Origin of the sequence: Exiguobacterium marinum DSM 16307 (assembly GCF_000620845.1) — a bacterium.
Taxonomy (GTDB): domain Bacteria; phylum Bacillota; class Bacilli; order Exiguobacteriales; family Exiguobacteriaceae; genus Exiguobacterium; species Exiguobacterium marinum.
The window spans coordinates 186457-205490 of record NZ_KK211189.1 but is presented as its reverse complement, the minus strand read 5'-3'; the positions used below and the strand labels follow the sequence as shown (position 1 = coordinate 205490).

Here is a 19034-nt window from a genome sequence, read left to right as displayed (position 1 = left end):
TTCTCCTTACACGCCACGTTCGTTGGCGTACAATAATGTGTGTAGTTGCGGTAGGACACGGACGCTTTGCCAAGACGGGTCGCATGCGACGTCTTTCCACAGTTGTTTCAAACGACGAAGCTGGGCATCGGTGATATCACCATCAGCACCCGGCTCTGGGTTACCGGCAGATAAATACATGACGTCCGGTGAGTAGCGCTGTTGCACTTCTTTTGCGTAGGCAAGATCCACTTCATCAAAGACAGCGACTTTAAATGTCGTTTGCTCCGGGCGCAACCGTTCGACGATCGCATCGAGTTGTTCCCAGTTTGTCTTCATACCAGACGACGGGGGCTTCGGACTGAGGGTCACGTCGTCGATTTGTGTGATCCAGTCTTGATAGCGGCTACCTTGTGTCTCGACAGCTAATGTGATGCCACGTTCTTTCAACTTCACGACGAGGTCTTCCATAGCCGCGATGAGGAGCGGGTTGCCTCCCGAGATGGTGACGTAATCATACATACCGAGTGCGTCAAGGCGTGCAATCACCTCGTCTGCTGTCAGCATATCCGGTTTTTCTGAACCGTCCCACGTGAAGGCGGAATCGCACCACGAACAGCGATAATCGCAACCGGCGGTCCGGACGAACATCGTCTTTTGTCCGATGGCGCGGCCTTCTCCTTGGAAGGTCGGTCCAAACACTTCAAGAACAGGGATTTTCACGATTCCACCAACCATTCACGGCGGAACTCAGCGTACGACGTCGGCGTTTCATACAAACGGACGAATTCGACGCGGACGTCGCGTTCATTCGGCAAGTGTGTCGCCAACTGTTCAAAAATCCAATAGCACATGTTTTCTGCAGTTGTATTCATATAAGGGAGTGACTCGTTCAAATAGCGATGATCGAGATAAGGCTCAAGCTCTTCTTTAAAGATGGTCTTCAAGTCACCAAAGTCGAGTGTCATCCCACGATTGTCGAGAAAGCCGCTGACACCCATCTGGAGTTTGTACGTATGACCATGAAGGGCACGACATTTGCCGTCATAATCAAATAGATGGTGCGCCGCGTCGAACGTCACTTCTTTGACGATTTGAACGCGATGCGGACAGTAGATGAGCGATCCTTCTTGTTTTGATTCGACACTTGTCGGAGCGAGGAACGGAGCATGTTTCATACGCGCACCTCCTCATAAGCTGTGAGTCCGTTTTGGCGAAGGATACACGCCGGACATTCTCCACAACCTGAACCGATGACACCGTTGTAGCAAGTGAGCGTGCGTTCTTTGACATAGTCGAACGCACCGAGCTTGTCGGCGAGTGCCCACGTTTCTTTTTTATCGAGCCACATGAGCGGTGTGTCGATGACGAATGGATAATCCATCGCTAAATTGAGTGTCACGTTGAGTGATTTGATGAATTGGTCTCGGCAATCCGGGTAACCTGAAAAGTCCGTTTCACATACACCGGTCACGATGTGGTGCATACCGAGTTGTTTGGCCATGACGGCCGCGAATGATAAAAATAGATGGTTGCGTCCATCAACGAACGTGTTTGGGACGTCCGCATTGTCGATGTCGAGATCGTGTCTCGTGAGCGCATTCGATGTGAGTTGTCCGAGTAGGGACAAATCGAGGATGTGGTGTGGGACATCGAGTTCTGTCGCAATTTCTTTTGCGACCTCGATTTCCGCATCATGGCGTTGACCATATGCGAACGTCACCGCCTCCACATGAGAGAATTGTTGTTTTGCCCAAAACAGGCAAGTGGTTGAATCTTGGCCACCACTAAAGACGACCAATGCTTTTTCGTGTTGCATGAAGCACACTTCCTTTTCGCTAGTTTTGATGTCGGAGGAGGTTACGAACTCCGGAGGTCACCCTCAAGCATTTAATTTATCATAAAAAGTCGTTTGACAGGGAGAAAGGAAGCGAGTATAGTAAAAAACATCACTAACTCGCTTTTGTGCATAAAAGCGTTTAAGCGGTTAGGTGGAATAATAAATAATTAGGATATAACGAAAGGAGGGGACGTCGATGCAGATGAAAGGAAAAGAAGCTGTATTCGTCGTGTTAATGAGCGGGATCACCTTGCTCGCACTGATGTTTTTGGCCAAAGCGACGCCACACATGGCGATTTTTGGCACAATGGTAATAGTAGGTGGATACGCGTATTATCGTTCACGCGACTTCAAACAGATTGAAACAGCAATGATCAACGGGATTCGTGAAGCGATTATGCCGGTGTTGATTCTGTTGTTGATTGGGATGCTCATCGGGGTATGGCAAATGTCCGGAACGGTCGCGACGATCCTCTCCATCGGATTAAATACAATCTCTGCTGAATGGTTTTTACCAAGTGTCTTATTAATTACGATGATCGTCTCAACATTCACAGGAAGCGCATTTACGACAGTCGGTACGGTCGGTGTCGCCTTGTTCGGAATCGGGACGGCGCTAGGCATCTCGCCGGCTCTCGCCGCAGGTGCAATCGTGTCGGGTGCGCTCTTCGGAGACAAGATGAGCCCGTTGTCGGATACGACCAACTTTGCCCCGGCAGTGGCAGGTGTCAAACTGTTCGACCACATTCGTTTTATGATGGGGACAACAATCCCAGCGTTTATCATCACATTGATTTTATTCACATTCCTCGGACGCAGTGGTCAAACTGCCGATACGACACAAATCGCGGAAGCACAGGCAGCGCTCGGCGGACGATTTGATCTTTCTTGGCTCACGTTGATTGCCCCTGTTCTTGTCGCAGTGCTTGCATTTCGCCGCATGCCGGTCTTGCCGACGATGCTCGTCGGGATGTTCGCTGGTGTGTTGACGGCTGGATTCGTTCAAGGAAACTGGAGCATCTCGAACTGGCTCGGCGTCATGCAGTCTGGATTCAAGTCAGGTGTCGAGAACGAGACGATTGCGACGGTACTCGATCGTGGTGGTCTTGAATCGATGCTCTGGTCGGTCAGTCTCGTCTTGATTGCCCTTGCATTCGGCGGCTTGTTGCGCGAACTCGGTGTCTTCCAAGCCATCGTTGAATCGTTGCTCGAGCGGTTGAAATCACCAGGAAGTTCGGTCCTCTCGGTCGTCCTCAGTTCAATCGGTGTCAACTTGCTCGCGGGAGAGCAGTACTTATCGATTCTCTTGCCAGGACAGGCGTTCAAACAAGGGTTCATCGATCGCGGGATTGACCCACGCTACTTGTCACGTGCGCTTGAGGATGGTGGGACTGTGATTAACCCACTCATTCCGTGGGGTGTCTCCGGAGCGTTCTTCGCAGCGACGCTCGGCGTACCTGTATTGGAATACGCACCATTTGCGTTCTTCCTTTGGCTCAGCCCGGTCTTCTCTATCATTTTGGGATACGTTCGGTTGGGGAAGCAGCATGAATCACTAAAAATCGCATCGTAAATGAGTGATGTCCTGCCGTGCAGGGCATCTTTTTTGTATGAAGGATACGACTTTTGAGAAAATGGGACAAACGGAGGTGGAACTATGAAGCGACTCGATGTGGCATTTTATGAACAACCGACACTCGATTTGGCCCGCTCCTTACTCGGTCAATATTTGGTGAGACGACACCCGGAAGGCGACATCATCGCAAAGATTGTCGAGACAGAAGCTTATCTCGGTGCCATCGACCGAGCGGCACACAGTTTCGGGGGACGTCGGACGAAGCGAACGGAAGTCATGTTCGGAAAACCGGGACATGTATACACGTATCAAATGCATACGCATACACTCTTGAACGTGGTCAGCGGACCAGTCGGGACACCGGAAGCCGTGTTGATTCGGGCCGTCGAACCGATTCAAGGTCATGAATGGGTTGCGGCGAATCGTCCCGGGGTGAAGCGATATGACCAAACGAACGGACCGGGGAAGTTGACGAAAGCACTCGGAATCACGATGGATTTATACGGACACTCGTTCCAACAAGACCCGCTCTATATTGCGGAAGGTGAGACTGAAATGGTGATCGAGGCGGGTCCACGTATCGGGATTCCGAATACGGGCGAGGCCCGTGACTACCCGTATCGCTTCTTTGAACGCGACAATCCGTACGTCTCGAAGTTCCGTTGAATGCATGCAGTGATGTTTAAGTGATTCATGCCTGTGGAACAGTCCCTATGTGCATAAAACAAACAGAGGGAGTGTTTAGAACATGGCAAAAGTAGCAACGCTCATTACAGATATGTTTGAAGATGTAGAATTCACGGGTCCCCGTGACGCATTGGTGGATGCGGGACATGACGTCGTGACAATCGAGAAGAAAGCAGGCAATACGGTAGAAGGAAAACAAGGAGAGGCGAAAGTGAACATCGATCAATCGATTGACGATGTATCGCCAGAAGATTTTGACGCCCTTCTCTTACCAGGCGGATTCTCTCCTGACTTGTTACGTGAAGACGAGCGGTTCGTTTCGTTCGCCAAAGCCTTCATGGACGCGAAGAAGCCTGTGTTTGCCATCTGTCACGGACCACAGCTATTGATTACGGCGAAGACGCTTGAAGGTCGTGATGCAACCGGATATAAATCGATTAAAGTCGACATGGAGTATGCTGGAGCGAAATATGCGGACAAAGAAGTCGTTGTCTGCCAAAACCAGCTCGTGACGAGCCGTCAGCCGGATGACATTCCGGCGTTCAACCGTGAGATTCTCAACTTATTAAAATAACACGTCGACCACGAGATTCGTCTCGTGGTTTTTTTGTGTTTTCGGGAATAGACAAGTAAGGAGGAGATTCAAGTGAGAAAACGAGCACGTTCACCGAGTTAAGTTCGTCGAAACGTTGTCCGACTAGGGTGGGTTCGTTGGTTTGAAGGGCTGATTCCTGCATACGTGATTGAACGGCTGTTCTGGGAGTCACGGGGCATCTCCATTCAGGAAGTCGTTTATTTAGAGATGGTGTATGCGCTCATCATCGTACTACTAGAAGTACCAACTGGTGTATGGGCGGACCATACGGCACGGCGTCGACTCATCCAAATCGGTGTCGGATTAGAGTGGCTGTCGTTTATTGTCATTTTGTATTCGTTCACGTTCACCGGTTTCTTTGTCGCCATCAGTTGTTCAGCCGTCGGGTCGGTCATTCGAAGTGGGGCAGAGAATGCTTTGCTGTACGAGTCGTTACAGGAAAGTCGCGAAGCGTCGTCATTCGAACGGGTACTCGGGAAACTGAACGCGATTGGGATCGTGGCCGCTGTGATGGCGGCATTGAGCGGAAGTGTTTTGGCTCAGTACCTTCCCATGGAGTGGAACTACAAGCTCTCGATTTTGAGTTTGATGATTGCGACCATCTCTAGCCTATTTCTTGTCGAACCGACTCATCGAGAGCGAGAGGAACGTTTGACGTGGCGGCATTTGTTCAAAGGGTTTCAATTCGTTTGGTCGAAGAAGCAACTTCGGCATGTCACAATCAGTGTTTTGGCAGCGGTGTCTGCCTTCAATTTCATCGATGAATTTTGGCAACTGTACGCTCGCGATGTGTCCGTTCCGATTTATTGGTTCGGTGTCATTTCAAGTGGTTTGCTCTTGATTCAGTTGCCAGGACAGCTGTTCGCAGGTACCATCGTGCATTTTGCGCCTTCAGAACGTTGGTTGAAGCGATTCGGTTGGGTGATGGGTGGCGGGTTTCTCTTCATCGGCTTATTTCCGAGTCCAATCGGAATTGGTGTGATGGGATTGTTGGGACTTCTATATGGGGCGATGGAACCACTCTATTATGGACTGTTGCACCATCAAGTTCCTTCATCCATTCGAGCGACGACGGAATCGTCTATCTCGATGGTATGGCATCTCGGTATCCTCATATTAGGGATTGTCTTTATTGGGGGAACGACATCGTCGCTATTTCTTGCGTTCATACTAATCGGACTTGTCGTTTGGTTCGTTCATGCGACTCACTCATAATCATGACAGGCATGGGCCATAAGCCATGTCTGTTTTTACGTCTTAAGACGGACGAAATGACAGGATATTGAGTGTATGATGAAAATAATCAAATTTTGTACATAAAAAAACAGCACACCCTAATAAGTGGGTGCCCTGTTTGAAACCAATCAATTGAAACGTTCGTAAAGTCTAGAAGAGGTGAAAACATGGGACAAATCGTTGTAGTATTCGGAACGTTGATTGGTCTTGGGACCGTCGGGGCCTTGCTGTATATGACCCGCCTAGCCTATGAATCATGAGAACGGATAATGATAGAAGCGCTCACGTTGGAGTAACTCCATAACGTGGGCGTTTTCTGCATTGTCAATGGCGCGTAGAAGACCTTCCGTCTGAGAACGATGGGCAAAGAGGGAGTCTTTCTTCTGTTCACTTTCTTCCGTCACATCGACGATCACGTGAGGTTGTCCGAGCTCTTCTTCTGTGCGGCGATCGAATGCGACACCTAAAAACTCAGGGCGCGCTTCTCCCATCTCCTGAAGTGCTCGTACGACGGCACGAGCTGTCGCTTCATGGTCCGGGTGAACGGCATATTCTGGATAGAATGAGATGACGGTTTCCGGCTTCACTTCGTCAATCAAGGCGCGGAAACGAGCAGCGAGTGCGGCTTCGTCTTCGAACTCGACGGTTTTATCACGAAGACCCCACATGCGCAGGTCTTCGATTTCCATTATCCGACAAGCCTCTTCTAATTCACGTTTTCGAATTTTAGGGAGTTCTTCACGTGTCGTAAAAATTGGGGAGCCCATGTTGCGCCCCATCTCACCGAGTGTTAAACAGACATACGTGACCGGAAGCCCTTTTTGACGATGTTGAATGATCGTTCCGGCTGAGCTGAACGCCTCATCGTCTGGATGTGGGAAGATGACGAGTAATGGTCCATTCATTGATTTTCCACCTCCGAAGCTCCTTGAGGGAGCGGTTTTACATCGATATGAAGTGCACATGCCAGGCGTCCGAGACGATCGTGACCAGCGAGTAACAGCTGCTCACCATGCACTTCAAAATCGGTCAAACCTTCCACATAGAGCCAGCCATGATCAAGTTTTAATCCGACTCGATAAGGTCCGTTTCCTTTGATTTGACCGATGCTATATTCGATTTTAGCGTTACGAATAAACATCCCGGCATTATGAAAGTCGGGGTCGTTATGTGTCGCATAGGCACCGTTTGTTGTCTCAACATGTACGAAAAGCGGTGTTGCGACGTGACTGTCTAAATATTGTTGAATGTGATTGGGTTGAATTGCTTTCACGTCTGTCCCTCCAATGGAAAGGATGACCCGAAACACGCGGTTCCGGGTCATCTTTTTACGATTGTGCAGCTACTTTTTTGCGGTACCCTGTATGGTTCGTCGGTCCAACGTATTGGTTTAGACGGAATGAGTGACGAACTGCTTCTGTGATAAACTCTTTGCCGATTTCGATTGCTTCATCGACCGTATGACCGTTTGCGAGAGAAGCTGCGATGGCAGAAGAGAACGTACACCCGCCACCATGTGTGAACGCAGGCTTAATTTTTTCACTTTCAAGTAGACGGAATTCGTTTCCGTCGTATAAGACGTCAAACGCTGTGTCGAATCCGAGTTTGCCACCGACTTTAACGATGACGATTTCCGCGCCGAGCTCATGGATTAAACGAGCTGCTTCTTTGATTTCGTCCATCGTCGATGGTGTTTTGTCGAGGCCAGCGAGCATACGCGCCTCGAATAAGTTCGGTGTGATGATTTTTGCGACCGGCACGAGGTGTTTCCGCATTGCGACCGCAACGTTCGGATCAAGAATTTCATCGGCACCTTTACATGCCATGACTGGGTCGACGACCGCATTCTTGATGCCATACTCTTTAATTTTACGCGCAGCGAGTTCAATGATTTCAGGTGTCGGGAGCATACCTGTCTTCACCGCGTCGACTCCGATTCCAGCGAGAACCGTATCGATTTGCTTTTCAATCAATGTCGTATCGATTGGAAAGACTTCATGGTTCCATGCGTTATGTGGATCTTGTGCCACAATGACAGTCAAGGCTGTCATGCCATACACACCGAGTTCTTCCATCGTTTTGAGATCGGCTTGGATACCCGCGCCGCCACTCGTATCAGAACCGGCAATCGTCAATGCTTTTTTCATCGTCATAATCGTTCATCCCCTTTGTCTGTTTGGATAGTTTCACTATAACGACTTTTTCGAATTCCGACAAATTCAAGGATTAAAAGAAGTGTTCATAACTTTTCAGAAAAAACATGCAGGATATTCATCATATTTGGGGAATAATAATGAATAGGGTGTAGACCACTTTATTATTGGCTAGGAGGAAAACGCATGTTAGTGCATAGCTTATGTATCCCAAAGAAAGATGTTGTCACCATCAGTGAAAAGGCAACATTGCGGGAAGCGCTTCATACGCTTGAAGAAACAGGGTATCGCTGTGTACCTGTTTTAGACGAGACGGGAACATTTTTCCGCGGTAACATTTATAAAATGCATATTTATCGTCATGGAATGAACGGGGAAAACATGGATGATAATGTGATGACACTTATTAAAAATACGCAAAAATACGTTCATGAATCCGATGGGTTCTTCGAAGTATTCTTCTCCATCAAAGAATTGCCGTACATTGCGGTATTAAAAGATGAAAGCAACGAGTTTTATGGAATTTTGCCACACGGTAAGATGCTCGGCATGCTCGAAGAGGCGTGGAGTCGTGACACAGGAAGCTACGTCTTGACGATTGCCTTGAGTGAACAAGCGGGGGCGCTCGAAAAAATCACGAAAGTCGTGAACAAGTACACATCGATTGCGAGCCTGATGACACTCGATGCGAAAAGTAAGGTAGTACGTCGGGTGCTCGTGACGCTGCCACCTGATTGCGATGAAGATAAGAAGAACAAAGTAGTCTCTAAGCTCGAACAAAAAGGCTTCCGCATCGTCGAAGTCGAAAATTTGAATAATTAAGTAAAAAATCCTTCCACATCAAGTGGGAGGATTTTTTAGTCAAAGCGTTTCTCCATACGAATATCGGCCCAAAATTGATCATCCCAATAGGTGAAATGCTCGATCCGTCCAATTTCTTGATAGCCACATTTTGAATAGAGACGATGGGCCGCATGGTTGAAGGCAAATACGCCGAGTTCCATACGAGGCGTTTGTTTGGCTCGCAATATCTCTTCTAACAAACGAAGAGCTTCCGTACCGACGCCTTTCCCTCGACCGATGGATTCACCGATGATGAAACCGAGCCATGCCGTACCGGGTTGTTGACGATACAAGTGAGGCGGGTCATACATAACGTTCATTTCTCCAACGAGATGGTCATCTGCATAGATGAGAAAAATGTCATGCGTTAAGAGCCGTTCTTCTAAATCATCAACTGTCATCTCATAATGGGCGGTCAATTCTTCTTCAGAGCGGCTCGGTCGAATGAGATGTACGATTTGTGGGTCGTTATTCCAACGATTGAACGTATTGACGATGTCGTCGGTTGCTGTTGTAAGTGGAACAAGCGAGATATTAATAGGTCATTCTCCTTTCTCGCTTAAAAACATTCGGTTCCATTGATAAAAGTCCTGCTCTTAGATCGGCTTCAATACGTTTAAATGGCTCGGTAAAATCTCAAATGTGAGCGGCAACGCACCGCCTGTGTCTCCATCTGCGTTTACCGGAAGGGAATCAGGCGAGCTTACTTTCACACATTTCGTACAAAATGATGTGACGCTGTCGGTCTCCTTCAGTTTTCCTGTGAATAGGGCGGGTGTTAATTGAAGGGCATCTTTTAGACGAAGTTCTTCAAAAATATAGACATGAAGAAGCCCATCGTTGAGTCGCGCATCCGGTTCGAAATTTTCAAAACCTCCGACTGAGTTCGTCAAAGCGATGACGGCGAGATATGCCTTATTATCAAATTGTCCGTCCTCACTCTCAACCATCAGTTCATATGGGCTATGTTCTCTGAAGGCTTTAATTCCTTCAATCAGGTAGGCGAACGGTCCCCATTTTGTTTTTTCTTCCACACTTACTTCGTCGACCGCTTCGGCAATGAGGCCGATGGCGATGACGTTCATGAAATAACCGTTCTCATATTTTCCGATATCCATCGGCGTCGGTTTGGCATCACGAAGTGCCTCGATCGCTTTTTTAGGATTGCTTGGGACACCGAGTGCACGGGCGAGGTCGTTGACCGTACCGAGTGGGATGATGCCGAAGTCAGGTCGATGAGTGGCTTCGGCCAGGCCGGTTACCGCTTCGTTCAAGGTTCCGTCCCCACCCATCGCAATGACGGCCTGGTAGTGCTTTTCTGCTGCTTCACGTGCGAAGTCCGTCGCATCCTGTTCCTTTTCAGTGAATCGGACATCGACGTGTCCATATCGTTCGCGCAACACCTCTTCGGCATGTGTCGCATGTTGTTCCCCCAACTCTTTTCCTGAGGATGGATTGACGATTAACATGACTGTGTCCATTCCGACATGTCTCCTTTTTCATTCGAATACTGTCCTTTATTCCCGTCAAAGAAAACAGCTACTCCTAAAAAAATCCCCATGTCGGCTAGTTGTTTCGGTCTAACCGTCATGGGGGATTATCGTTTTGTTTAGTAATGACGAAATGCGGACATATCTAAATGACTCGCTTCAGACTCATCGACCGCGAGCTCAATCCGCAAATGTTCATTGAACGGAGAGACGAGGGCACCCATACACGCGACCGGTTCATGATCGGGGACCGGTGATTTACGTTTCGTTTTGACGAATAAATAGTCCGATCGTTTCAACGTCAACAAGAAACGTTCCACGGCATGCGGTTCACGGGTCACGTTTGGCCAAGGTAAATGATTGAATAACAAAAAGACCGCACCTTCTTTTTCGAGCGCATAGTCCGGTGCGATGCCTTCCCGATTCAACAAATCGATGACAGCATGCAAAAACTCCCGTTTAATCGTCAATGAAATTTCGTAATACTCACGCATACGGTCCACCCCTTCTTAAAATCACAATACTACCATTCTAAACGTTTCCGACATAGGCGACAATGAAGAAGTTCCTTGACGAAGAATTTTTCCCGGCTTATACTTCATAAGTCCTGCTATACTAGTGATATATGATGAACGAATTGAGGTGAAACCGACATGATTGAATCCCTTGAATTGAAGGCGTGGGTCGTTCTTGCGCGGACGATGGATGCCATCAGTGATCGTGTGAAAGAAGATTTACGACGCCACCAGTTAAATTCAACAGAGTTCGGTGTTTTATCCGTACTGTATAAACGAGGAGACACCCCGCTACAACAAATTGGGGATCAGATTTTGATTACGAGCGGTAGTGTGACATACGTCATCGACAAGTTGGAGAAGCGAGGGCTGATTGAACGAATCGCCTGTCCGTCTGACCGTCGCGTCACGTACGCCTCGTTGACAGACGATGGACAGACGCTCATGGACGTCGTCTATCCGCAACATATTGAAATCTTCAAAGATATATATGGACCGTTAAGTGATGAAGAGACGGAACAATTGATTACGTTATTAAAACGAGTCGGTTATAACGCAGCGGGCAAATAAAGCCCGTTGCTTTTTTACATAATATCTTGAAATTAAAATAATTGACGATGAGATATACAGATGATATAGTTCTAACTGTTATTGAAAAAGTATAGATTACACAAATGGAGGATTACACGATGACTAAAGTATTATATGTATCGGCTAACCCGAAACCAGCTGAACTTTCATACAGCAAGCAAGTTGCAGAAACATTCGTATCGACACTTAAGGCTGAAAACGAATCAATCGAAGTAGAAGCAATTGAACTCTACGATGTCGATGTACAAGAAATCGATGGAGATGTGCTTAGCGCATGGGGCAAATTCGCGTCAGGTGAAGCACTCACTGACGTGGAAGCGAAAAAAGTAGGAACGATGAGTAGCATGCTCGAGACATTCATGGAAGCGGATCTCTACGTATTCGCGACACCAATGTGGAACTTCTTCTTCCCAGCGCGTATGAAAATGTTCCTCGATAGCGTCCTTATGGCGGGCAAAACGTTCCGTTACACAGAGCAAGGACCTGTCGGCTTGCTTGAAAACAAACAAGCGATTCACATCCAAGGAACGGGTGGAATCTACACAGGAACGGACCTCAACTTTGCGGACGCGTACCTCCGTCAAGCGCTCGCGTTTGTCGGTGTATCTGAAGTCACAACGGTAGCGGTTGAAGGGATGAACCAATACCCAGACAAAATCGAAGAGATCGTGGCGGACGCGAAAGCGAAAGCAGAAGCACTTGCAAAAGAAGTAGCAGGCGCAGTAACGGTATAACCTTGAAGGACGAGTCGATCGACTCGTCTTTTTGTATGCAATTATTTTGGGTATGATACAAAGGGAAAGGGGAGTATGCAATGGCAGATCAGTTATCGAGTCGACTGCTTGGAGATTGGACGGATATCATCCAAGAGGAAATGAAACAGCCCTATTTTCAACAGTTGAGGCAATTCGTCGACCAAGCTTATGAAGAAACGATCGTTTACCCGACCCGAGAAGACATTTGGAACGCATTTATTTACACGAAATTCAGTGAGGTGAAGTGCGTCATTTTAGGGCAAGATCCGTACCACGGACCGAATCAAGCGCATGGACTCAGTTTTTCGGTGCAGGACGGGGTACGTTTCCCACCGTCTCTACGAAACATCTTTCAAGAACTAAAAGATGACGTTGGATGTGACCTCCCGAAGAGTGGCAATCTTGAGAAATGGGCGAAACAAGGGGTCCTTCTCTTAAATACGGCACTGACGGTTGAAGCGGGGAAGGCGGGCTCTCACCGTGGAAAAGGGTGGGAACAGTTCACTGACTCCATCATTGAGCGGCTCGGGAGTCGTGAGGAACCAATCGTATTCATTTTGTGGGGAAATGATGCGAAGAAGAAAATGAAATGGATTGGAGACCAACATAAAGTGCTCACGTCGGTACATCCAAGTCCGTTGTCATCCCATCGTGGATTCTTCGGCTCTAAGCCATTCTCCCAAGTAAACGATGCATTGAATGAGTGGGGAAAACCCCCGATTGAGTGGTGTCTCTGACAGTCTGCGAAAATTCGTAGGCTGTTTTTTGTTGACGCCTTTGTTTAGCTTTGGTACAGTAACTAACAAGACGTCACTTTAGTGCTTAAAAGCATATATGCATAACAGCATAACTGTATAAAAGATAAAGAATTGAATATGTAAGAAAAGCGAAGAAAGAACCGAAGTAGAGACATCTTCCATGGCCCAGAGAGCGTGTGGTGCTGCGAACACGCCCAAAAGATGAATCGAATTACAGTTCCCGAGCTCTCGTGATTGAGCGGTCCCCCGTTATCGGATCAAGTGACTAGATATTCTCTAGTAACTAGGGTGGTACCGCGGCTTTGTCGTCCCTATCGATTCAATCGATAGGGATTTTTTGATTTCAAAGGAGGACTTCATATGTTGACACAATTGATTCCAAAACACCTAGCCCCACATATTTCACCGCAGTTCTACAATGAATACACACCAACGGATCACGCCGTTTGGCGTTTCGTGTTGCGGTTGAACTTGCATACGTTAGAAGGGAAGGCGCATCCGTTTTACATCGAAGGATTGAAACGGACGGGAATGGGACCGGACCGATTGCCGAACGTCGAACTGATGACGGATGAGATGCAGACGGCAGGATGGTCGACGGTCGCAGTGGATGGACTCATCCCCGGTGTTGCCTTTTTTGACTTCCAAGGAAATGGGATGCTGCCGGTCGCGACAGACATTCGGAAAGTCGAGAATATTTTATACAGTCCAGCGCCTGACATCATTCATGAGGCGGCAGGACATGCGCCGATGTTGATGGACCCGACGTTTTCGGAAATCGTTAAACGCTTCGGTCAATTAGGGGCCAAGGCGTTCATGAACCGAGAAGAGCATGCCTCGTTCGCAGCATTGAAACGCTTGACGATTGTGAAGGAAAATGCCAATTCGACCGAACAAGACATCGAGGCGGCGGAAAAAGCCGTCCATGAGGCGAAAGCGCAAGTGACTGGCTTCTCAGAGGCGCAACAAGTCGCACGAATCTTTTGGTGGACTGTTGAATTTGGATTGATTGGTGACCTCGAGCGTCCGATGATTTACGGGGCAGGTCTCTTGTCCTCTGTCGGAGAGAGCCGTCACTGTCTGACGGATGCGGTCGTCAAACATCCATTCGACTTAGAGCACGCGCTACAGACGAAGCAGGACGTGACAAACATGCAAAAAGAGCTGTTCGTTATTCCAAACTTTGAGACACTCTCTTCTGTCTTAGATGAACTAGAAGGAAGAATGGCGATTCGAAAAGGTGGAATTGAATCCGTGGCGAAAGCGTTGGCGTCGGGAAGTCAGTCGACGATTCGACTCGAAGACGGATCAGAACGTGTCGGCATCGTTCGCCACATGACGGAGTCGAAAGAACATACGCTCATTCAATGGGATGAATGCACCATTGTAAAAAGTGGTCAGTTAACGAAACGAGAGCGTCATGGACTCCTCATTGTCCATGATACGGAATCTGCGCTAGACTGCGATGACCTCCTCGGGGACGGGACGACCGTTCGTCAAGCCTGTGCATCTGATCTGCTCCAAGACGTGAACGTTCAGTTAGAAGGACGGACGATTCCTCTCGACTCACTCGAGGTACGTGTCGACTCGCTTCCATCGATCTTCCCAGGAACGACGGTAGACGAGCTGATGGTCATCGAAAAACCCGTAATCATCGAGCGAGATGAACGTGTATGGACGAACGATGACCCGATGTTCAATCGAATTCATCTCATGCGTGCGCGGGGAGAATCGATTGATGGTCTCATTCCAGAGATTTTAACGAACCATCCTGACGCCTGGTTATTACACATCGAGTGTCTGGAACTGGTGAATGACGAAGGACTGAAACAGACATTGATTGAACGCCTTGAAGCATTGCGTCATACCTCTTCATCCCGTAATGAATTGATTGGTCGTGCGTTCGAACTATTGCGCTAACGAAAAGAGGCGACGTTTTCCATAGTAGGAGAACGTCGCCTCTTGTGCATTTATACAGATTGATTTGTCGCTTCGCGTAAGAACGTAATCAAACGGCGATACGTAGAGTTAGCCGCTGGGCGGTCCATTTCGAAGTAATAGTTATGACCGAGCTCGTGCTCATTCTGATCATAAAAGACAGTCGTGACATCCGTCCGTCCTGAAAGAATCGTCGCAAATTCCTTGGCCTGCTCTTCAAAGGAATGGTCATTCCCGTCCGCGATAAACGTTGGGACGAATGTGGCCGGTACATTGACGAGTGGCGAAGCTTCGGCGACAACCGGTAGGGTCTCCCAATTGTATGTGCCGAAGTAAGCCCATCCGATTCGTTTGAACAAGAAGCGGTTTACTGACTTCGATGATTCGAGCCATGCGCGCTTCAAGTCGAGCGGAGCAGACAAGAGGATGGCTCCGAGAATAGAGGACTTCGGTACGACTTGCTCAACTTCGGCAGAAGGCGAATAGTCGTCATTCAACTGGATGCCGACAAACTGTGCGGCGAGCTGTCCACCGTTCGAATCACCCGCAAAGAAGATGCGGTCTAAGTCGAGACGGAAGCGGTCATTGTTCTCAGCGATAAATGAGTACGCCTCCTCGATTTGTTTGAGCGGGGTCGGATACATCACGTCAGGTGCGAGTGCGTAATTGATACTGACGACATTGTAGCCGTTACTCGCAATCGAAGTGGCATATTTTAACACATCCGATTTATCTCCGCCGACGAATGATCCACCATGCACCCAAAAAATCGTCGGCACAGTTCGTCCGTTTCCTTCATAACGAATCAAATCAAACATTCCATTGTCATAAGAAGACAAGTAGTCGATGTCTTTTCGGACAGACGTTTTTTGAACGACTTCCTCAAATTCTTTCATCTCCACTTCGTTCCCCCCTGCGAACGAAGTTTTGATTAAACGTGTCGCTGGTTTAGGAGAAAGTAACACATAAGCCGCTCCTGCGACTGCTGTTCCAATCAATCCGACTCCAGCACGTTTCAACCCTTTATTCATCTTACTTCCTCCCTTTCTACAATCAGAAGCTTATTGCGTGACGAATACGTCCGTCATATATGTCTCGATGACATGAGCGATGCCGTCTTCATTGTTTGACTTCGTAATGAAGTCCGCTTTCCCTTTAACTGTCGTGTTAGCGTTACCCATCGCAACGCCTAGACCTGCCCATTCAATCATCGTCAAATCATTGTTTCCGTCACCGCAAGCGATCACTTCGTCTTGTGCGATACCGAGTTGATTGGCTAGTAAGGCGAGGCTTGTGCCTTTTGTGACACCGGCTTCTGTGAACTCTAAGAAGAATGGTTTTGAACGAGCGACGGCTAGTTTTCCGGCCAACTCTTCTTGTAGCTTCGTTTCAATCGGAGCGAGCGTGTCACCATCCGCGAGCATCAAACATTTGACGACCGGAGCCGTCACAGCTTCTTTAAAGTTGTCGACATGTACGACAGGCATGCCCGTCAATTCACCTTCGATATCCGTATAAGAGTTCGGACGATCGGTTACGATTTCGTTACCGACGTACGTATGAATCGCGATTCCTTCCCGTTCACTGATATCATGGAGATGGGCGACCGTGTCCGGTTGGAGCGTACTTGAGAAAATCTCTTCATTTGTCGCACAATTAATGACCGAGGCACCGTTGAACGATAAGATGAAGCTTCCATATTTCGCGAGCTCCAATTCGCGGGCTGCCTCCCACATCGCAAACGTAGGTCGTCCGCTCGCCAGTACGACTTTATAGCCGCGTGCCTGCGCATCGAGAAGTGCTTCTTTTGTCTTCGGGGAAATCGTATGGTCGCTCGTGAAGAGCGTATCATCCATATCTAATACAATCATCTTGTAACTCATAGTAGTAGGGGGTCCTCCTTCAGAATCTAATGATACAATCCTAAACCTTTTTAAGGTCAATTGACAACCTTGTCGCAAAAACGTAACTATAATGTAGAGAAGTGAACTCTAGAAGAGGTGGAAATATGAATCGAATTTTAGTAGCTGAGGATGAACATGCGATTCGCAGCTTCATTATTGTCAACTTAAAACGAGCAGGATTCGATGTGTTCGAGGCAACAAACGGTCGTGAAGCGGTTACCGCGTTTGATCGTGAACCGTTTGACGTTGTTTTGTTAGATGTCATGATGCCAGAAATGGATGGATTCGAAGCATGTGCCGCTATTCGGGATATCGATGAAAACGTCGGAATCATCATGTTGACGGCACGAACGCTCGAAGAAGATAAAATTGAAGGACTCGGAAAAGGAGCAGACGATTACATCGCTAAACCGTTTAGTCCAGGTGAGTTGGTCGCGCGCATTCAAGCATTATTGCGCCGAGTCGAGAAAGTGAAACGAAAAGACTCGAAACGCTTGAAGTCGGGACCGTTCGCAATCGACCTTGCAGCGAAGCAAGTGACAAAGTACGGACAATCTATTGATTTAACACCAACAGAGTACGACTTGATTTGTCATCTCGTTCAAAATGAAGAGATCGTCTTGTCACGCGATGCGTTACTCGACGCGGTATGGGGGGTCAATTACTTCGGCGATCGAAAAACGGTCGATGTCAATATTCGACGCCTGCGTCAAAAAATCGAAGACGATCCGAGTCATCCGATCTATATTGAGACGTTATGGGGTCACGGATATAAATGGCGGAGACATGAGGCATGAAACAACAGTTAGTCATTCGCATGATGATTGTTGTGACGATCGTCTTACTTCTGCTCGTCAGCGTCTTGTCTTACGGGACATATCGATACTATTACGAGTATGAGTCAGAAGCGTTACTGAGTCATGCGACAACAAGTGCATATCTATATCCTCAAGCCCAAGTCGGGTTTGAGACGCCTAGTGCGTTCTCTGTCCTCGTCCGAACATTCGGATATCCAGGAACCGATTTGACGATTGTCGACCGGAGCGGTTCGATTGTCAAAACGACCGGTCAACGGACTAGACAGGCCTCTTTTTCTCAAGAACAATTACAAGAGCTTGCACGAGGTGAATCGGTCGTACAAGACTATGATGTCGGTGAAGAGCACTATCTGTCTGTCACGAGCCCAATTGTGACAAATGATACGTCAGAGTTTGCCATTAGTTTCACGCGCCCGCTTGAAGACTTGGATACGCTCATTCGCGAAATTTGGATGACGGTCGTCATAATTGGTGTCTTGATCTGGTTACTTGCTCTGTACACCGTCATTCGGATTGCCGATCGCTTCGTCAGACCGATTCGTCAAATGATTGAAACCGCTGATGAGATGGCTCAGGGCGACTTCGATGTATCGGTTGAATCGAATGAGAAACATGAGCTAGGGGCATTGGCTCGAACCCTCACGTATTTAGGTGCGAAAGTGCAACAACATCAATCGACACGGAACGAATTTCTCTCGAGCGTCTCACATGAGCTTCGAACACCTCTCACATCGATTAAAGGATGGACCGAGACGATTCGGGGAGGCGATGAGAAACTGTCTGAAGAAACAGAGCTTGGTTTGAGCATCATCCATTCCGAAACGGAGCGTATGATTGGTCTTGTGGAACAGTTACTTGATTATACAAAAATCGAAGAGAGTCGATTGGTCTTGTATCGTCAGGAACTGGATTTAGTTTCCTTGTTGCGAAAAGTGACGTTGCAGTTAAAGCAGTCACTCGAAGACAAAGACATCACGCTCGTTGAACGGTATCCTCAAAAGTCGGTCGGACTTTTTGATGAGAACCGATTGAAGCAAGTGTTTTTAAATATTCTCGAGAACGCGATTCGCTTCTCACCAGACGGTGGGACATTGACGATTCGTTTCGTTCAATCAGAACGCGTCGCCTTCATCTCGATCATCGATGAAGGTCCTGGTATTTCTCGTGAGCATTTACAGCGCATCACAGAGATGTTTTATCAAGCTCAAGTGACGGAAGGGAGTAGCGGTCTCGGACTTGCGATTTCGAAGGAATTGATCGAGGCACACGAAGGAAAACTGGTCATCGAGAGTGAGATTGGACACGGGACGACCGTGACCGTTTTATTACCGCTCGATCCGAGCGAACTACATTAAA

General features: G+C 48.0%; 22 protein-coding genes and 1 other annotated feature. Of the genes, 11 read left to right on the top strand and 11 right to left on the bottom strand.

All coding sequences use genetic code 11. The features are described from left to right. Positions 1-6: 6 nt before the first annotated feature. Genes queE through queC form a run of 3 tightly spaced genes read right to left on the bottom strand, consistent with a single transcriptional unit; the run spans position 7 to position 1798 of the window. Positions 7-717: a 7-carboxy-7-deazaguanine synthase QueE gene (queE, locus tag P400_RS0101420; protein WP_026824542.1), complete on the bottom strand. Its 711-nt coding sequence runs from the start codon at positions 715-717 to the stop codon at positions 7-9. After that, positions 699-1157 (bottom strand): 6-carboxytetrahydropterin synthase QueD, encoded by a 459-nt coding sequence (gene queD, locus P400_RS0101415; RefSeq protein ID WP_026824541.1) that lies wholly within the window; start codon positions 1155-1157, stop codon positions 699-701. The genes queE and queD overlap by 19 nt, the downstream gene beginning before the upstream one ends. Then, positions 1154-1798, bottom strand: coding sequence for a 7-cyano-7-deazaguanine synthase QueC (gene queC, locus P400_RS0101410; protein ID WP_026824540.1), 645 nt, complete (start codon positions 1796-1798; stop codon positions 1154-1156). Before queC ends, queD begins: the two co-directional genes overlap by 4 nt. 217 nt (positions 1799-2015) lie before the next feature. Here queC and nhaC point away from each other — a divergent pair, with 217 nt between their 5' ends. The 4 genes from nhaC to P400_RS0101390 all read left to right on the top strand — a co-directional run bounded on the left by nhaC (position 2016) and on the right by P400_RS0101390 (position 5892). Beyond that, a complete protein-coding gene (nhaC, locus tag P400_RS0101405) occupies positions 2016-3392 on the top strand; it encodes a Na+/H+ antiporter NhaC (RefSeq protein WP_026824539.1) in 1377 nt (458 codons plus the stop codon). An 84-nt stretch (positions 3393-3476) separates the two neighbouring features. Next, positions 3477-4061 carry a DNA-3-methyladenine glycosylase gene (locus tag P400_RS0101400; protein ID WP_026824538.1) on the top strand — a complete coding sequence of 195 codons (585 nt, stop codon included), beginning with the start codon at positions 3477-3479 and terminating at the stop codon, positions 4059-4061. An 82-nt stretch (positions 4062-4143) separates the two neighbouring features. Next, positions 4144-4656: a type 1 glutamine amidotransferase domain-containing protein gene (locus P400_RS0101395; RefSeq protein WP_026824537.1), complete on the top strand. Its 513-nt coding sequence runs from the start codon at positions 4144-4146 to the stop codon at positions 4654-4656. Between the two features lie 165 nt (positions 4657-4821). After that, positions 4822-5892, top strand: a complete 1071-nt coding sequence (locus tag P400_RS0101390) for an MFS transporter (RefSeq protein WP_026824536.1) — start codon at positions 4822-4824, stop codon at positions 5890-5892. 275 nt (positions 5893-6167) lie between these two features. Here P400_RS0101390 and bshB2 read toward each other — a convergent pair whose 3' ends face one another. From bshB2 to pdxK, 3 genes are read right to left on the bottom strand one after another with little or no spacing between them, the layout of a single operon-like run. Then, positions 6168-6818 carry a bacillithiol biosynthesis deacetylase BshB2 gene (gene bshB2 / locus P400_RS0101380; protein ID WP_026824535.1) on the bottom strand — a complete coding sequence of 217 codons (651 nt, stop codon included), beginning with the start codon at positions 6816-6818 and terminating at the stop codon, positions 6168-6170. Beyond that, positions 6815-7186 (bottom strand): YojF family protein, encoded by a 372-nt coding sequence (locus P400_RS0101375; RefSeq protein WP_026824534.1) that lies wholly within the window; start codon positions 7184-7186, stop codon positions 6815-6817. The genes bshB2 and P400_RS0101375 overlap by 4 nt, the downstream gene beginning before the upstream one ends. Before the next feature lie 55 nt (positions 7187-7241). Then, on the bottom strand, positions 7242-8066 hold the full coding sequence (pdxK, locus tag P400_RS0101370) for a pyridoxine/pyridoxal/pyridoxamine kinase (RefSeq protein WP_026824533.1): 825 nt from the start codon (positions 8064-8066) through the stop codon (positions 7242-7244). 186 nt (positions 8067-8252) lie between these two features. Between pdxK and cbpA the strand changes: the two genes are divergently transcribed. Next, positions 8253-8888: a cyclic di-AMP binding protein CbpA gene (gene cbpA / locus P400_RS0101365; RefSeq protein WP_026824532.1), complete on the top strand. Its 636-nt coding sequence runs from the start codon at positions 8253-8255 to the stop codon at positions 8886-8888. Between the two features lie 35 nt (positions 8889-8923). On the opposite strand, the gene P400_RS0101360 is transcribed toward cbpA, so the two are convergent. The 3 genes from P400_RS0101360 to P400_RS0101350 form a co-directional block, all read right to left on the bottom strand. Continuing rightward, positions 8924-9442, bottom strand: coding sequence for a GNAT family N-acetyltransferase (locus tag P400_RS0101360; RefSeq protein WP_268745956.1), 519 nt, complete (start codon positions 9440-9442; stop codon positions 8924-8926). Positions 9443-9505: 63 nt separating this feature from the next. Continuing rightward, complete coding sequence (locus P400_RS0101355; protein WP_026824530.1) at positions 9506-10390, bottom strand: diacylglycerol/lipid kinase family protein; 885 nt, start codon at positions 10388-10390, stop codon at positions 9506-9508. 128 nt (positions 10391-10518) lie between these two features. Further along, positions 10519-10893, bottom strand: a complete 375-nt coding sequence (locus tag P400_RS0101350; protein ID WP_015880488.1) for a hypothetical protein — start codon at positions 10891-10893, stop codon at positions 10519-10521. A gap of 159 nt (positions 10894-11052) precedes the next feature. Between P400_RS0101350 and P400_RS0101345 the strand changes: the two genes are divergently transcribed. The 4 genes from P400_RS0101345 (at position 11053) to P400_RS15295 (ending at position 14938) form a co-directional block, all read left to right on the top strand. After that, positions 11053-11484: a MarR family winged helix-turn-helix transcriptional regulator gene (locus tag P400_RS0101345; protein WP_026824529.1), complete on the top strand. Its 432-nt coding sequence runs from the start codon at positions 11053-11055 to the stop codon at positions 11482-11484. A 119-nt stretch (positions 11485-11603) separates the two neighbouring features. Then, complete coding sequence (locus tag P400_RS0101340; protein WP_026824528.1) at positions 11604-12239, top strand: NAD(P)H-dependent oxidoreductase; 636 nt, start codon at positions 11604-11606, stop codon at positions 12237-12239. 80 nt (positions 12240-12319) lie between these two features. Next, complete coding sequence (locus tag P400_RS0101335) at positions 12320-12997, top strand: uracil-DNA glycosylase (RefSeq protein ID WP_034770695.1); 678 nt, start codon at positions 12320-12322, stop codon at positions 12995-12997. Between the two features lie 143 nt (positions 12998-13140). Next, positions 13141-13334, top strand: a binding site (T-box leader). A gap of 44 nt (positions 13335-13378) precedes the next feature. After that, on the top strand, positions 13379-14938 hold the full coding sequence (locus tag P400_RS15295) for an aromatic amino acid hydroxylase (RefSeq protein WP_051545918.1): 1560 nt from the start codon (positions 13379-13381) through the stop codon (positions 14936-14938). Between the two features lie 50 nt (positions 14939-14988). Here the strand turns inward: P400_RS15295 and P400_RS0101325 are convergent, their stop codons facing one another. Further along, positions 14989-15987: an alpha/beta hydrolase gene (locus P400_RS0101325; RefSeq protein ID WP_026824526.1), complete on the bottom strand. Its 999-nt coding sequence runs from the start codon at positions 15985-15987 to the stop codon at positions 14989-14991. 30 nt (positions 15988-16017) lie between these two features. After that, the gene (locus P400_RS0101320) at positions 16018-16839 is read right to left on the bottom strand and encodes a Cof-type HAD-IIB family hydrolase (RefSeq protein ID WP_026824525.1); all 822 of its coding nucleotides are present in this window, start codon (positions 16837-16839) and stop codon (positions 16018-16020) included. A gap of 125 nt (positions 16840-16964) precedes the next feature. Between P400_RS0101320 and P400_RS0101315 the strand changes: the two genes are divergently transcribed. Then, positions 16965-17657, top strand: a complete 693-nt coding sequence (locus tag P400_RS0101315; RefSeq protein ID WP_026824524.1) for a response regulator transcription factor — start codon at positions 16965-16967, stop codon at positions 17655-17657. Continuing rightward, complete coding sequence (locus tag P400_RS0101310; protein WP_026824523.1) at positions 17654-19033, top strand: sensor histidine kinase; 1380 nt, start codon at positions 17654-17656, stop codon at positions 19031-19033. The genes P400_RS0101315 and P400_RS0101310 overlap by 4 nt, the downstream gene beginning before the upstream one ends. Position 19034: the final 1 nt, after the last annotated feature.

Coding starts and splice junctions, on each gene's coding strand:
- P400_RS0101315 (WP_026824524.1), top strand. CDS start 16,965: ATGAATCGAATTTTAGTAGCTGAGGATGAACATGCGATTCGCAGCTTC.
- P400_RS0101350 (WP_015880488.1), bottom strand. CDS start 10,893: ATGCGTGAGTATTACGAAATTTCATTGACGATTAAACGGGAGTTTTTG.
- P400_RS0101335 (WP_034770695.1), top strand. CDS start 12,320: ATGGCAGATCAGTTATCGAGTCGACTGCTTGGAGATTGGACGGATATC.
- P400_RS15295 (WP_051545918.1), top strand. CDS start 13,379: ATGTTGACACAATTGATTCCAAAACACCTAGCCCCACATATTTCACCG.
- P400_RS0101395 (WP_026824537.1), top strand. CDS start 4,144: ATGGCAAAAGTAGCAACGCTCATTACAGATATGTTTGAAGATGTAGAA.
- P400_RS0101400 (WP_026824538.1), top strand. CDS start 3,477: ATGAAGCGACTCGATGTGGCATTTTATGAACAACCGACACTCGATTTG.
- nhaC (WP_026824539.1), top strand. CDS start 2,016: ATGCAGATGAAAGGAAAAGAAGCTGTATTCGTCGTGTTAATGAGCGGG.
- P400_RS0101345 (WP_026824529.1), top strand. CDS start 11,053: ATGATTGAATCCCTTGAATTGAAGGCGTGGGTCGTTCTTGCGCGGACG.
- queD (WP_026824541.1), bottom strand. CDS start 1,157: ATGAAACATGCTCCGTTCCTCGCTCCGACAAGTGTCGAATCAAAACAA.
- P400_RS0101310 (WP_026824523.1), top strand. CDS start 17,654: ATGAAACAACAGTTAGTCATTCGCATGATGATTGTTGTGACGATCGTC.
- P400_RS0101340 (WP_026824528.1), top strand. CDS start 11,604: ATGACTAAAGTATTATATGTATCGGCTAACCCGAAACCAGCTGAACTT.
- queE (WP_026824542.1), bottom strand. CDS start 717: ATGGTTGGTGGAATCGTGAAAATCCCTGTTCTTGAAGTGTTTGGACCG.
- bshB2 (WP_026824535.1), bottom strand. CDS start 6,818: ATGAATGGACCATTACTCGTCATCTTCCCACATCCAGACGATGAGGCG.
- P400_RS0101355 (WP_026824530.1), bottom strand. CDS start 10,390: ATGGACACAGTCATGTTAATCGTCAATCCATCCTCAGGAAAAGAGTTG.
- pdxK (WP_026824533.1), bottom strand. CDS start 8,066: ATGACGATGAAAAAAGCATTGACGATTGCCGGTTCTGATACGAGTGGC.
- cbpA (WP_026824532.1), top strand. CDS start 8,253: ATGTTAGTGCATAGCTTATGTATCCCAAAGAAAGATGTTGTCACCATC.
- P400_RS0101320 (WP_026824525.1), bottom strand. CDS start 16,839: ATGAGTTACAAGATGATTGTATTAGATATGGATGATACGCTCTTCACG.
- queC (WP_026824540.1), bottom strand. CDS start 1,798: ATGCAACACGAAAAAGCATTGGTCGTCTTTAGTGGTGGCCAAGATTCA.
- P400_RS0101325 (WP_026824526.1), bottom strand. CDS start 15,987: ATGAATAAAGGGTTGAAACGTGCTGGAGTCGGATTGATTGGAACAGCA.